Source organism: Chromohalobacter sp. (assembly GCF_039830575.1).
Lineage (GTDB): Bacteria > Pseudomonadota > Gammaproteobacteria > Pseudomonadales > Halomonadaceae > Chromohalobacter > Chromohalobacter israelensis.
The window spans coordinates 192,970-205,312 of record NZ_JBDOOX010000003.1 but is presented as its reverse complement, the minus strand read 5'-3'; the positions used below and the strand labels follow the sequence as shown (position 1 = coordinate 205,312).

16 protein-coding genes are annotated in these 12,343 nt (G+C 56.4%); 10 read left to right on the top strand and 6 right to left on the bottom strand.

Features of this window, described 5'->3' with window-relative positions:
• Positions 1 to 35: 35 nt before the first annotated feature.
• The 10 genes from ABGX75_RS01960 (at position 36) to ABGX75_RS01915 (ending at position 7,293) form a co-directional block, all read left to right on the top strand.
• Entirely contained in the window at positions 36 to 977 is a 942-nt protein-coding gene (locus tag ABGX75_RS01960; protein ID WP_347410833.1) for a hypothetical protein, read from the top strand.
• Positions 978 to 1,366: 389 nt separating this feature from the next.
• The gene (locus ABGX75_RS01955; protein ID WP_347410834.1) at positions 1,367 to 2,110 is read left to right on the top strand and encodes a hypothetical protein; all 744 of its coding nucleotides are present in this window, start codon (positions 1,367 to 1,369) and stop codon (positions 2,108 to 2,110) included.
• A 22-nt stretch (positions 2,111 to 2,132) separates the two neighbouring features.
• Positions 2,133 to 2,864 (top strand): hypothetical protein, encoded by a 732-nt coding sequence (locus ABGX75_RS01950; protein WP_347410835.1) that lies wholly within the window; start codon positions 2,133 to 2,135, stop codon positions 2,862 to 2,864.
• 128 nt (positions 2,865 to 2,992) lie between these two features.
• The gene (locus ABGX75_RS01945; protein WP_347410836.1) at positions 2,993 to 3,694 is read left to right on the top strand and encodes a DUF4145 domain-containing protein; all 702 of its coding nucleotides are present in this window, start codon (positions 2,993 to 2,995) and stop codon (positions 3,692 to 3,694) included.
• 295 nt (positions 3,695 to 3,989) lie between these two features.
• On the top strand, positions 3,990 to 4,232 hold the full coding sequence (locus tag ABGX75_RS01940) for a hypothetical protein (protein ID WP_347410837.1): 243 nt from the start codon (positions 3,990 to 3,992) through the stop codon (positions 4,230 to 4,232).
• Between the two features lie 99 nt (positions 4,233 to 4,331).
• Positions 4,332 to 4,946, top strand: a complete 615-nt coding sequence (locus ABGX75_RS01935) for a hypothetical protein (protein ID WP_347410838.1) — start codon at positions 4,332 to 4,334, stop codon at positions 4,944 to 4,946.
• 30 nt (positions 4,947 to 4,976) lie between these two features.
• A complete protein-coding gene (locus ABGX75_RS01930; protein ID WP_347410839.1) occupies positions 4,977 to 5,456 on the top strand; it encodes an OsmC family protein in 480 nt (159 codons plus the stop codon).
• Positions 5,457 to 5,615: 159 nt separating this feature from the next.
• On the top strand, positions 5,616 to 5,840 hold the full coding sequence (locus ABGX75_RS01925; protein ID WP_347410840.1) for a hypothetical protein: 225 nt from the start codon (positions 5,616 to 5,618) through the stop codon (positions 5,838 to 5,840).
• Positions 5,841 to 6,009: 169 nt separating this feature from the next.
• On the top strand, positions 6,010 to 6,501 hold the full coding sequence (locus ABGX75_RS01920; RefSeq protein WP_347410841.1) for a DinB family protein: 492 nt from the start codon (positions 6,010 to 6,012) through the stop codon (positions 6,499 to 6,501).
• Between the two features lie 156 nt (positions 6,502 to 6,657).
• A complete protein-coding gene (locus tag ABGX75_RS01915; protein ID WP_347410842.1) occupies positions 6,658 to 7,293 on the top strand; it encodes a LysE family translocator in 636 nt (211 codons plus the stop codon).
• Between the two features lie 54 nt (positions 7,294 to 7,347).
• Here ABGX75_RS01915 and ABGX75_RS01910 read toward each other — a convergent pair whose 3' ends face one another.
• The 6 genes from ABGX75_RS01910 to ABGX75_RS01885 form a co-directional block, all read right to left on the bottom strand.
• Entirely contained in the window at positions 7,348 to 8,220 is an 873-nt protein-coding gene (locus ABGX75_RS01910; protein ID WP_301968672.1) for an EamA family transporter, read from the bottom strand.
• Positions 8,221 to 8,342: 122 nt separating this feature from the next.
• Positions 8,343 to 8,516, bottom strand: a complete 174-nt coding sequence (locus ABGX75_RS01905; protein WP_179152431.1) for a hypothetical protein — start codon at positions 8,514 to 8,516, stop codon at positions 8,343 to 8,345.
• A 77-nt stretch (positions 8,517 to 8,593) separates the two neighbouring features.
• On the bottom strand, positions 8,594 to 9,778 hold the full coding sequence (locus ABGX75_RS01900; protein WP_347410843.1) for an MFS transporter: 1,185 nt from the start codon (positions 9,776 to 9,778) through the stop codon (positions 8,594 to 8,596).
• Positions 9,779 to 9,969: 191 nt separating this feature from the next.
• Entirely contained in the window at positions 9,970 to 10,479 is a 510-nt protein-coding gene (locus ABGX75_RS01895; RefSeq protein WP_256985217.1) for a TetR/AcrR family transcriptional regulator, read from the bottom strand.
• A 97-nt stretch (positions 10,480 to 10,576) separates the two neighbouring features.
• Positions 10,577 to 11,227, bottom strand: coding sequence for a LysE family translocator (locus ABGX75_RS01890; RefSeq protein ID WP_179152434.1), 651 nt, complete (start codon positions 11,225 to 11,227; stop codon positions 10,577 to 10,579).
• Positions 11,228 to 11,307: 80 nt separating this feature from the next.
• Positions 11,308 to 12,108: an AraC family transcriptional regulator gene (locus tag ABGX75_RS01885; protein ID WP_011505354.1), complete on the bottom strand. Its 801-nt coding sequence runs from the start codon at positions 12,106 to 12,108 to the stop codon at positions 11,308 to 11,310.
• Between the last annotated feature and the right edge of the window lie 235 nt (positions 12,109 to 12,343).

Sequence of the window (12,343 nt, the reverse complement as noted above, 5' to 3'; positions counted from 1 at the left end):
TAGCTAATACCTGTTATGCAAAAAGGAGTGGATGAATGGCATCACTAGAGGAGGCGTATAGTCTCGAATACGGAGACATCATTGATCCAGAGCTTGCTTATGACCTCTTCTGGGCAGGTGTTATCAATGACAAATCCGCTTTTGTTTGTCCGTCAGAATTTTGCAATGCAAAAGTCACATGCATCAACATAGCCAAAGAAAAGCAAGATATGCATCAGTCACCTCACTTCAGAGGTTATAAGCATTCTGCGGACTTTGATGCTACATTAGAAGACGAAGGTAGCGTTGTAGAAGTTGCGGGTGATGAGGGAACTCAAGCAAAGGTTGTCAAAGCTGAAGAAATACCCGATGTATTTCACCTGAAGCGTCCCGATAATCAGTTTGCAAAGAACCCAGATATGTCTGGCGAAAAATCCCAAAAGAAAAAGGCAGAAAGGCGTCGCGAGCGATTGGTGAGGGATGGTGAGGTACGTAGTGGCTCTGAGTTTTATTCTGTTAGATCTCTAGTTTCAAAATTTATAAGGTACCGGAAAACCCAAGCTCTTTCGGAAAATAAGGTAAATATTTCTGGAAGAGATCAAAGTTATGGAAGCCTGTTTAAAGGTGTCTATCAGCAAACGATTGAGGCTCTCCCCGAAGATAAATTGATCTATTGGGGTGTGGCATTTGTAGACTATTTGGAAAATCAAGGGTGCTATCAGATCAAGTTTGGTCAGAACCTGTCTTGGGAAGGCCAGGAAATAAGGCCGGCTTTCTTTATCCATGATGATATTATAGAGCAGTATCCCGTTCGAAACCTGGTTGTCAGGCGCTTAGAGAAGATTAGAAATTCTGAGGATCATCGGGCGTTCATCTTCCTATACTCAAAGCCTTACGGAGTCGAAAAAGGTGAAAAAAGATATATAAACTTCAATTTTGAAAGTTTAGATTACTTGGAAGTAAGGTTTTTGGACCTTTTTGAGGATCTTAAAGCATAACAATCAGCTGCACAGCGACCTGGACTTCCCCCGATTTTCCGCCTCTTCGCGGCTCCAAATCGGCGCGTGAGCTTGGCGTTAGCGTGAAAAATTGGTATTCGGAGGGGAGGGTAGTGAACGTACACGATAAAGCAAATCTGGTGCTGTCCTCGCTCGAGAAGGGAGAGACGCTGAAGAACATCCGGTCAGGCCTCGACCTGAGTGAAAACGAGTGGGTTCGCGTAAGCGCGGAGGTATACCGGCTACACTTAGAGCAAGCGCGTGAGAAAAGAACGAAGGATGAGGCTGCCCCAAACGTCGCATGTACGTCCAACGAGGAAGTGGTCGGAATCCTTCGTCTTAATGAAGTCCTCTCGAACGTAGCTCTGTGCCTCCCGCCGGAGAGCACCATGGCTGACTATCGTAAACTAAAGGACTTAGTAGCCGGAGACACACTAGATGAAAATATACTCCTTCCAGCCCTCGAGGAAATTGCGATGGCACCTCGCATGAGGGCGCTTCAGCAAAAAGGACGCTTTGAAGCTCTCCCTATATTCAAAGGTTGCGCCGCGATTATCGAGGCTGGCGTGGTCTCCTATTATCGAGAGAACTACATCAGCGCGTACTTGACATTGGTTCCCGTAGTGGAGGGAGTGATCCTTAGATGGCTAGGTTATTCAGGACAGGGAGGTAAGCCGAGCTTCAAGCAAGTTAAACGATTTATCGCTAATTCCTATCGGCGACAACCATGTCCCGGCAATCCCCTCTTTCACGAGATTTACGTAACAGTTGCCGACAAGCTACTAACGGAGCATCTGTTTAAACCCTCAGGCGATGGGGAAGCGCATGCAAATTTCAATAGACATCTAGCGTCCCACCTTCTTAACGATTCCCAGTTTGGGACAAAAGAAAATTGTGTACGCTTGTGTTTGCTCTTAGACGTGATGTCCGAACTCTACATCTATGAGGTGTATTGTCAGGATCCCCGCTTTTACTTGAGCGGGGAGGAAGTTCAACTGAAGTGCGAAGCTTATATCCAGGCCAGCATGGATCGCGCGGGTTTTTGTACACCCGAGCGGAAACTCTTGATCAAGAAAAACGCTAACAAAGCCATGGAAACAGACGCCAGCAAAGCTGGCGTGGCTAATGGCTAGCGTTATACGGTATCGTCTTAGCATGGATGTAGCTGTGATAGAGCATCTATACGATGAGTTATTGAAAAGCCTTGCGGATCTTAATCAGGTGAAGCAGGTGGTTCATCACGCGTTCAAGCGAGAGTTTGAGATCCTTGAAAGCTATGATTCTGATAGCCTCTCGGAAATTGTTAGCAGAGAGGCTTTCATCTTCGACAACCCTTTTACTGGAATCCCCGAAAAATACGGCTTCCGGTCGGCATCAGTCGAGGATTTAAAGCGGTTAACCTATTGGCACAAAAATAGTCAGTATTGTTGGCTTCTCATGAGCGCTTTTGAGAAATTCGAGGAATTCTTGAAGGCATCATATCGTGAGGTTAATGGCAGAGCTGGCAGAAACTTGAACCCAATCCTTGTACATTTTTCTGAGAATTACCCCGGAATCAAGGCTGCCGAAAGGAGTAACGCATTTGGGGTAAATCTGCGTGTTGCTGTGCATCTAGTAGAGAAAATGCGACATGCTATTGCACATAATCAAGGCACGATCGAAAATCCTGAAAAGTTTGTTGCAAAAGTTATTAATGACTCAGGAATTGGCGACAACCGCGGAGATCATGAGGCGTTTGTGTCGCAGTTTATTTATGCGAGCAAGGTGTTTATCGTGGAAGTGCCGGCAAACAATAATCTATCCTTCCCGCTCTTTCATGACCAATATCGGATATTGGTTAGCTATCTCATATCCTATGCGTATTTGGTGAGAAATGAAGCTTCATAGCCTTAGTTTTAAAGCGTATAACCAAGCGCGTCACGCGGATGGCCTTTACAGAGCGAAGCGGCGTAAAGGCCACCGGCGCGCTCTGCGTTATACATTCCGTAGTGAATCGATATGAGGTGAGAGAAAAAGTGGCAGAGTTAGTAGCCGATTGCCCAAGATGTGGTGCAAACAAAATCACGTTTGACCTTTACAGCGCTATTAAAACGCGCCAACTACATGGCTGGCAATTTTGGTATGAAGCGTTTTCTATCTGCAGACAATGCTTGAGGTCAACAGTCTTCGTTTTGTCAGAAAGTGTAAATGGAAATTACGATTTTGTTCACAGAAATGGGCTTACCGGTATTTCTGGTGCGGTAAACCGTTTCGTCGACGTAGAGGGAATTGTTGGCCTGAAAGACAGGTTAGCGGAAGAGCCGCCCGAGCACGTACCGGATGACATCGATGCGGTATTTCGCGAGGGCGCGACATGCCAAGCAGTTGGATGCTACAACGCGGCAGGAACGATGTTCCGACTTTGCGTCGATATAGCTACGCGTGGAATGACGCCAGTAGAAGACATTAATGGTCTTAACAATCGTATTCGACGAAACCTCGGGCTGAGGTTGCCATGGCTTTTCGATCACGGCTATCTGCCGGAAGCTCTTAGAGACCTGTCTTCTTGCTTACGCGAAGACGGCAACGATGGCGCGCATGCGGGGAGTTTAAACAAGGACGATGCCGCGGATCTGCTGGACTTTACCAAAATCCTTCTCGAACGCATGTATACCGAGCCAGAGCGCCTTAGGGTAGCGGAAGCCCGTCGGAAAGAGCGCCGTAGTGACAGTGCATAACAGCCCGCTGCAGTTGACCGTGCACTTCCACCGGTTTAGTGGAAATTCTGGCCTATGAGTATGCGAAGCGCACGCTCGCTCAGCGAGAGTAGGCGGGTATGAGCGGCTATACAGGTACGAAAGTGGAAGTTTTTGAATTCATTATTGCAAAAGGCATCTTGGCTTTCGGTAAGGACGATGGATGGAAGGTGCAAGCCGGCCGCGGATAAAAAATTTAGGCTGCAGGAAAAATACTCGCTGTACTCACAATTTACCGCAACCACAGATGTTATAAGGTCACCATCAGGAAGGTTTTATGGCTACCAGAGATGATATGAAGGACTGGATTATCCGGTGTCTACAGGAGCGAGGCGGTAGTGGCTGGCCGCGTGAGGTGTCGAAGTACGTTTGGGAACACTACGAAGGTGAATTAAAAGGATCAGGCGATCTGCTATACACATGGCAATATGATATTCGATGGGCTGCGCAAAAATTACGTGATAGAGGTATTCTCAAGCCCGTTAATGGTCGCCGTGATTTACCTTGGGAGCTTGCGTGAGTGGTCGTGCCTCATCGCCAGTCGCAGCACTGCGCCGAGAGCGGCGATGGGGTGTTCATAAACTCGCGCCCAGGTGCTTAGTTGTTAAATAGGAAAAATATGATTGATATTGAAAGGTTTTTCGAGATACGTGAACGTTTCGGCCACTTTGCAAGCTGGGCTGTATGGGCGGACGAAGGAGTGAAGCCCAAAGACAATATTGATGATCTATCGGTGTTGAATCCTGATGAAAATCCGAACCTTCTCCAAATAGTGCATGCAAATGCGATCCTGCTTGGATTGAACATCTCACGCGAGATTGAGCGCCCCCTTGGTAATTTCCATGACTCTCGACCGATGGCGACCGACTTCAAGATTCGGCACGCTCTCAAAGGTACTGATTATTGGGGCGCCTACATGACAGATGTAGTCAAGGATTTTGAGGAAAAAGTATCGGGCAATATGATGAGCTTTCTAAGACATAACAAAGACTTTGAACGAGAAAGTATTCAAAAGCTTCGCGAGGAGATCAAGGTTCTCGGGTTTCCCCATCCGGTTCTCGTCGCCTTAGGAAAAGACGCTGAAAAGATAGTCAAAAGAAACCTGTCTCAGGAATTCAGGGTTATTGGTATTCCTCATTATGCTAATTTTATCTCTAAAGAAAATTACCGCGAACGAGTGAGTAGTCGGCTTCCAGAGCTGCCGAGCGACAGGAATGCTGAACTTGGTTCTTAGACGAGTCTCTTACCTTAGAGGAATGTGTCAATGGCTAAGAAAGGCGAGCACAATTATTCTGCTACCGTCGTCTGGACCGGTAATTCAGGCGAAGGTACAAAGAACTACCGCGCCTTCTCGCGCGATCATGAAATAACCTGTGGCGATAAACCAACAATCGCCGGGTCGGCGGATCCGGCATTTCTTGGCGACTCGTCCCGCTATAATCCGGAGGAGCTTTTGCTGAGCTCGCTCTCTGCATGTCACATGCTTTGGTATCTACATCTGTGCGCTGATGCCGGCATCACGGTGTCGAGTTACGAGGACAACGCCGAAGGGCGCATGGTTGAGACCAAAAGCGGCGGCGGTCATTTCGATAAAGTGACACTCAAGCCCATCGTCAGCATCGGCGAAAATGACGATAGCGAGCTGGCGAAATCTCTTCACGAGAAAGCGCATTCGCTATGCTTCATTGCGAATTCGGTGAATTTTGAGGTCGCGTGTGAGGCCGACATTCGCTGCGGCCAATGAAGGCCTGACAGTGCGCTACGCGTGGATGGATGCTTTCTGCAAGCAGGAGTGAATATGGAGCCTGAGGTTCGGCCATCCCTGCGCATGGGTGATGTACTGGAGATTCATTTTCCATCCTTTACGCCACGAATCACCATCGAGACGTAAAGCACGCTCACCGTGGAGATCGTTGCCGGTGATAACCTCGGCTTCGCTGATACGGTCGATTACGACGCCGTGGCACTGCGTGATGGCTTGATCATGCTTTCTTGGCAAGAGCATATCGGCAGCACCATCGTGCACGTGCTGGATCTTGAAGCGCGTCAGGCGCACACGGTGGTCACGCCGGCAAAAGGCGAGCTGATGCGTTTGGCGGGTCGCATCGACTTCACGTCCGCCTCATGAGGCGTGACGCTGGATAGCACCACGTCCCCAGCGGTGCTATACCCGAGGTGAGCCGAGGCCACCGCGATCAGCGCGAAGACGAATTGAGTTCTGCGTTGGCAGCCTTGCTGAGCACCAGGATGAGATCCCTGCAGCGTTGGGCGACGAGACAGATGAGGGCGTAAGCCAAATGCATATTCAAACGATGGCGCGATATAATCGCTGGATGAATCAGAAAATCTACGAGTGCTGCTCTGGATTGTCAGATGAGAAGCGAAAGCGCGATATGGGTGCCTTTTTCAAATCGATTCATGGCACTCTTAACCATTTGCTACTTACTGACCGAGTCTGGATGGGGCGGTTTACGGGTAAGCCATTTCATGTCACGTCACTAGATCATGAGCTCTACTCAGATTTCGACGTGCTTCGAAGCGAGCGCGAGGCTGAGGACAACCGTATCATCGAATGGGTCGCCTCGCTTTCTCCGCAAGATTTAGACGAAGACTTGATCTATACCGGTATCGTAAATCCCGTGCCTCGGCGATATCCGCTTTGGTTTGCCCTTTCACATTTCTTTAACCATCAGACACATCATCGTGGCCAGACTACAACGCTTCTTTTCCAGTTAGGCATCGATGTCGGCGTTACCGACCTGATCGGGCTGCCGGGTGATGAGACATAAGCGCTTTTGATTCGCCACGCTCATCCTTTGGGCTAGCCTTCGGTTGTTACTTCCTGCGGTCGTTGCGCTTTGTCTGATCATCGCTCGTCGATTTTTCAGACAGAGCATAGGGCTTTTGGACACAAGCCGTTGACGTAGAAATAAAGGGATTTCGATATGTTCGATTATTCGTTGGTACATTGGCTGGCGTTTTTGTCAGCGGCGGTGCTTCTGAACCTTTCTCCAGGGCCGGATATCGCGTTCATTCTCGGGCAGACGCTACGCAGTGGGCGTCGACATGGGTTCGCTGCGATGCTCGGCGTATGGTCCGGGGCAGCATTGCATGTGGTCATGGCAGCGGCGGGATTGTCGGCCATTCTGGCCACATCGGCGTTGGCGTTCTCGGTGGTCAAGTGGGTAGGGGCTGCCTATTTGATATGGCTCGGCGTCAAGATGCTGTTGTCCAAGGGGGATTCTTTTATTTCCAATGGCGGGGGCCGGGACGCAAAGGCGCAGTCGGTCTATTGGCAGGGTGTGCTGGTGTCCGCGCTGAACCCCAAAGTGGCCATCTTCTTTCTCGCCTTCTTGCCGCAATTCGTCGTGGCAGGCGCCGGGCCGGTGGGCGCCCAGCTGTTCTTGCATGGCAGCTTGATTATCGTGGTCGCGGCTTTTATCGAGCCCCCTTTGGTGATGATGGGAGCAAAGCTGGGCGCTTTCTTGAAGGCAAGCCCGCGAGTGGGGATGTGGATGGATCGCGGCCTTGGTGCCATGTTCGTTGCCCTGGGGGCGCGTCTGGCCGCCAGCACCAGGTAACATCAGGATGGCGGCGGGTTTTTCCATCGGCTGCATGAATTTCCCGCCCCCAACTCACTCCTTGGGACTGGAGTAGACGCTCAGCGCGGTCACCGTGGCGAGGATCAGCACCATCCCGACGATCTGAATGCTCACCAGGCTTTCGCCGAGGACCACGACACCGAAGAGCGAGGCGGTGACGGGTTCCACCATGGCGACGATGGAGGCCACGGCCGGGGCGGTGTGGTGCAGGCCGTTGACGTAGAAGATGAACGATAGCCCGGCGCCGAGTATCCCCAGCGTGATGAACAGCGGCCAATCCGGCGTGTGCAGTACGTCCAGGGTTTGGCTGGTGTCGCCGAGGCCGGCCAGGAGCACGGCGAGCACCGCGAAGGCGATCACCAGAATGGCCTGTGGGCTGCCGTGCGGTGCCGCGTACTTGAACCCGAAGATGAACACCGCGTAGGAGACCCCGGCCAGCAGTCCGGCGCCTACACCGAGCAGAGTGATCCCGCCCGCGCCGACGTCATAGATGCGCGTCAGCAGCACGATGCCGAGCATCACCACCGCGATGGCGGCCCACTTCAGCGGCGTGGGTTTTTCGAGCTTGAGCACGAACGAGAGCAGATAGACGAAGATCGGCGCCGAGTACATCAGGGTCGCCGCCACCGCGACGCTGCCCTGCGAGATGCTGAGGAAGTAGAACGCGAAGTTGCCCGCGACCCCCAGGCCGGCCACTGCCGACCAGCCCCAGAGGCGGGGGTTGCTCAACCCGTTGTGGCGGGGGCGGATCGCCAGCCAGCCGAGCACGAACACCAGGCCGATGGCACCTCGGTAGAACGAGACGACGAACGCGTCCCAGTCGTCCGCCATGAGCATGCCGCCGATGCCGCCCGATAAACCCCAGCAAAATGAGGCGAGAACCACGAGTGCCGTTGCACCTGCCATGGAGAGCTCCTGTCGTCAGGGAGAAGTGGAAAATCGACGCATGGTCCGCTGTAAAAAACCGGCATCCCCTGGGGGCATGGCCCGCAGGGGATGCCGTCTCGTGCTGTGTGCCGCCAAGTGCATCAGGAGCGTACCTTTGTCAGAAGTCGCTGGAGTGTCTTCCTGCTCCAGATGAAGAACCCGGTAGGCGGCATCGCCGGCATGTACATCACCTTCAGCGCCTGCTCATGCTCGGCCCGGTCGTCGGGTGAACGCTCGTCCTGCTTGCTTTTTCGATACTGCGCCTCGTTATGCATACCTTCTCCTTCTCGCGTTGCCTTCAAGAACCTGACAGGTCCCGTGAGTGCCGTTGCATCTACCGGGAACGTAGATGTCAGGGGGAAGTGGAAGCCGGTTGGAGCGCCGCGCGCTCGGTGGTCCTGGCGCCGATGAGAGCCGTGGCCACTGCGATCAGCGCGAAGGCGATGAAGCAGACGAGGTACCCTCGGCTGCCGATCAGGTAGCCCGCGAGGGGCGAGCCGACGATCTGCCCCGCGGCGATCATCAGAAAGGGAAGCCCGAGCCCGATGGCGGGGCGGTCCGCATACAGCCGGATGCCCCAGACGAGATAGACGCCGGTCAGCATGATGTAGGCCGCGCCGAACAGCGCGCCCGAGATGAGCACCGCCGCCAGGTTCGAGGGGCTGAGAACCAGCATCCCGAGCGCACCGGCCATCGCCGCGAGACTGCCACGATGCACGGTGTTGAGGCCGAGCCGTGCGATCAGGTCGCCTGCCGCGCCGCCCACCAGCCCCGCGACGCCGATCAGGATCCAGGCGATGTTGGCCGTGGCCTGCTCGAAGTGCCCCAACGTGATGACCACTTCGCTGGAGAAGGTCCAGAAGGCGGCGCTGGCCACTCCCATGCCGGTGGCTGCGGCGATCAGCGTCACTGCACGAGGCCGCCAGAGCCCGCCGGGGCGGTCGTCGTCCTGGCCGTCGACCGCCTTGGCGGTATCGCTGGCGCATGAGCGTGGCACGCTGATCAGCAACAGCAGGGCGTTGAGCAACGCGGCGACGGCAAAGGCGGCGTAGGCGAGCCGCCACTGGCCGGTGGCGAGGAAAGCGACCGGTCCGGAGACAGCGACGCCCAGGCTGGTACCGGCGTTGATGACGGTGTTGGCCCGCCCTTGCCGGGGCGCGGTGATCGCGCGGGATACCGCCTGCGCCATGGGCGGTGAGGCCAGGCCGGTGCTCGTCCCGGCGAGCAGCACGGCGCCGGCCAGCCATATCGCCTGCGTGCTGACGGCGATGCCTGCCATGCCCACCGCCGCGATCAGGGCGGCGACGACGGCGATCCGTCGCGGCCCGAAGCGTTCCACCAGCAGCGCGCTGAGCACGATGGCGAGACAGTAACCGACATAGGCACCGCTACCGATGATGCCGGCCAGGGTAGCGCTCAAGCCGACCTCCTCGCGCATGCTGGGCAGGAACAGCCCGTAGGCGAAGCGCGCCAGGCCGTAGGTGGTGCCGATCAGCATGGTGCCGGCGACGATCAGGCGGAACTCTGTGCGCGCCATGCGGTGTACTCCTCTCGGCCTGTGGTCAGCATCGTGTTGCTGAATGTAAAACGATCGTTTTCACTACGGACGTATCGAGCCCCCGGCGCAGGCGCCGGTCGTGTGTACCCGATGACGCTTGTACGGTCAGCGCTCGGCGGTGTCGCTGGCGGCGGTTGGCGATCCGCTAGCGTTCGATGCGGGCGCCGCCGTTACGCGATCCGCGCGAGACCGGCCAGGCGGTGCGCTGCGCGGCGCGCGGCATCGGCGGCGGCCTCGCCGCGATACGTCGCCGCGTGAGTCGCGCCTTCGAACAGCAATTGAATCGCCTCGACGAGGTCGTCGTCGTGCCGGCCGATCTCCGCGAGGACGATGGCATCGATCCGCTCCCGCAGGCGCTGCTTGTGCCGCTCCATTGCCTCGGCGATCTCGGGCACGCCGCCGCCGGTTTCCCCCCAGGCGCGCAGAAACAGGCAGCCCCGGGCGCCAGCCTGGCCGAACCAGGCTTCCAGCGCGGCGAACAAGGCGTCGATGCTGTTGGCCTCCACCAGCCGATGGAAGCGGCGGTCGCGCTCGTTCAGAACGGCGGCGATCAGGCCGTTCTTGTTGCCGACGTGCTTGTAGAGCGTGCGGCTCGAGATGCCCGCAGCGCTCGTCAGACGGTCCATGCCGGTGGCGGCGAAGCCGTGTCGCTCGAAGAGTTGCTCGGCGGTCTCGAGCAAGCGTGTACGTATGTCCATGCAGGCAGTGTAAAACGGTCATTTTACATGTGCAAGAAAGATCCCAACCACCATGTTCGATGCCTGAGCCGTCGGGTCTTCAGAAGGCCGCGAGCAGCCCTGGGTCGAGCCGGGCTGCGATGATGCCGAGCCCCAGCAGGATGAGCAGGGCGCCAGCCAGCCGCTCGATGTGTCGCAGGCCATGGCCGAAACGACGGATCAGCACCGGATGGCCGGCCAAGTGACCAACCAGCAGATCCCAGCCGAGTACCACAGCGATCATCCACAACGCGTAGAGACTCTGGACGCCAGCAGGCGTGCTGCGCGCGTGAAGCACTGCGAACAGGCTGGCATAAAACAGCGCATTCTTGGGGTTCAGCAACCCCGAGGCCAGCCCGGCGAGCAAGGCGCCCGGCGCGGTGCTCGCAGGGGCTTCTGCCTCGCGGTGCGAGCCTGCCTCGAGACGAGTCTGTCCCGCCTGGCGAATGAACTGGATGCCCATGTAAAGCAGAAAGACACCGCCGGCCCACTGGACGGCGATGAATAGGCCGGCTTCGGCGTCCAGGGCCATGAGCCCACCCATGGCGAGCAGAATGAACAGGCCGTTGGCCAGGCCGATGCCGAGGCTGACCAGCGCCGCCGGCCCGCGGCCCAAGGCGATCGCGTAGCGCAGTATCAGGAAAAAGTCCGGACCAGGGCTGAGCAGGGCGAGGAAGTGCGCTCCGGCGACCAGCAGGAACTGTTGCAGCATGACGCGTAAGCCCCTTCGAGTGCGTGGAGGGCCAGTCTGCGTCGACGCGTGGCGATAGTATTGAAAGAAAGTGCGTTACCTCAGGTACTGCGATAGCGACCCGGCGTGGCCGCCACCCGAGCCTTGAAGGCGCGCTGAAAGTGGCCTTGGTCGGCGAAGCCGAGTTCCTGCGCGAGTTCCGCCAGCTCCACTCCCTGACACAAGCGGCGGCGCGCCTGCTGGATGCGCCGGTCGAGCAGCCAGGCATGGGGCGTTAGCCCGGTCTCGCGGCGGAACAGTCGAATCACCTGGTAACGGCTCAGGCCATGGTCCCGAGCCAGCACCTCGAGTGACGGCGGACGCTCGAGGCACTCGAGTAGATGCCGTTGGAGGTCATCCAGGTCGGATGAGTTCGGCCAATGAACGGCCATGGCGTCCCCGTGACACCACAGGCGACTGCCGAGGAACTCGATCAGTCCGGCCTCCTTGTCGGCCCTCGGAGCCGAGGAAAAAAGCAGCGCATTGAGCCGACAGAAGGCCTGGTAAGGCGCGACGTCGCGGGCGATGAATACCGTCGAGGGCAGGGTCGGGGCAGCGTCGGTCTCGGCCGAGGCCTCATCCAGCACCTCGCTCACCCAGGCCGGTTCCAGATACAGCATCTGGTAGCTCCAAGGCTGATCCGGCAGCGGGTTGCAGTCATGTACCACGCCCGCCGGCACGCTGACCAGGCAGCCCGGTGTCAGCCACTCGCGGCGGCGTTGGCACTGGAACTGGCTCTGGCCTCGGTCGACCACACCGATCGACAGGGTGGGGTGGCTGTGGGGCCGGTAGCAGGCGCGGCTATCGGTGGCCCGCCGGCTCTCGACAAAAGGCAGCGTCGGGTCTCGCCAGAACTGCGTCATGGGAGGATTCCTGAGGTAGCGAGGGGCGCTCAGCCCAGCGCGAAGGTAATCTCGTCGATTTCAAAGGCCAGCTATTGATTGCGGTCGATGTCGTCGCGGTTCCTGTCTCGAGTCTACCTCGTCTGGTCGTCATGACCAGAATGCCCTGTGTTAGGCCGGTACCTCCTTGATTTTCAGCAAGGCCCCAACCACAACGCCCCCGCGCCGTTTATTGCAAAATCACGGCACGGGGGCG

Excerpts from the sequence above, each read along its gene's own strand:
- ABGX75_RS01960 (WP_347410833.1), top strand. The coding sequence starts at position 36 with ATGGCATCACTAGAGGAGGCGTATAGTCTCGAATACGGAGACATCATT.
- ABGX75_RS01955 (WP_347410834.1), top strand. The coding sequence starts at position 1,367 with ATGGCTGACTATCGTAAACTAAAGGACTTAGTAGCCGGAGACACACTA.
- ABGX75_RS01950 (WP_347410835.1), top strand. The coding sequence starts at position 2,133 with ATGGATGTAGCTGTGATAGAGCATCTATACGATGAGTTATTGAAAAGC.
- ABGX75_RS01940 (WP_347410837.1), top strand. The coding sequence starts at position 3,990 with ATGGCTACCAGAGATGATATGAAGGACTGGATTATCCGGTGTCTACAG.
- ABGX75_RS01935 (WP_347410838.1), top strand. The coding sequence starts at position 4,332 with ATGATTGATATTGAAAGGTTTTTCGAGATACGTGAACGTTTCGGCCAC.
- ABGX75_RS01930 (WP_347410839.1), top strand. The coding sequence starts at position 4,977 with ATGGCTAAGAAAGGCGAGCACAATTATTCTGCTACCGTCGTCTGGACC.
- ABGX75_RS01920 (WP_347410841.1), top strand. The coding sequence starts at position 6,010 with ATGCATATTCAAACGATGGCGCGATATAATCGCTGGATGAATCAGAAA.
- ABGX75_RS01915 (WP_347410842.1), top strand. The coding sequence starts at position 6,658 with ATGTTCGATTATTCGTTGGTACATTGGCTGGCGTTTTTGTCAGCGGCG.
- ABGX75_RS01910 (WP_301968672.1), bottom strand. The coding sequence starts at position 8,220 with ATGGCAGGTGCAACGGCACTCGTGGTTCTCGCCTCATTTTGCTGGGGT.
- ABGX75_RS01905 (WP_179152431.1), bottom strand. The coding sequence starts at position 8,516 with ATGCATAACGAGGCGCAGTATCGAAAAAGCAAGCAGGACGAGCGTTCA.
- ABGX75_RS01900 (WP_347410843.1), bottom strand. The coding sequence starts at position 9,778 with ATGGCGCGCACAGAGTTCCGCCTGATCGTCGCCGGCACCATGCTGATC.
- ABGX75_RS01890 (WP_179152434.1), bottom strand. The coding sequence starts at position 11,227 with ATGCTGCAACAGTTCCTGCTGGTCGCCGGAGCGCACTTCCTCGCCCTG.
- ABGX75_RS01885 (WP_011505354.1), bottom strand. The coding sequence starts at position 12,108 with ATGACGCAGTTCTGGCGAGACCCGACGCTGCCTTTTGTCGAGAGCCGG.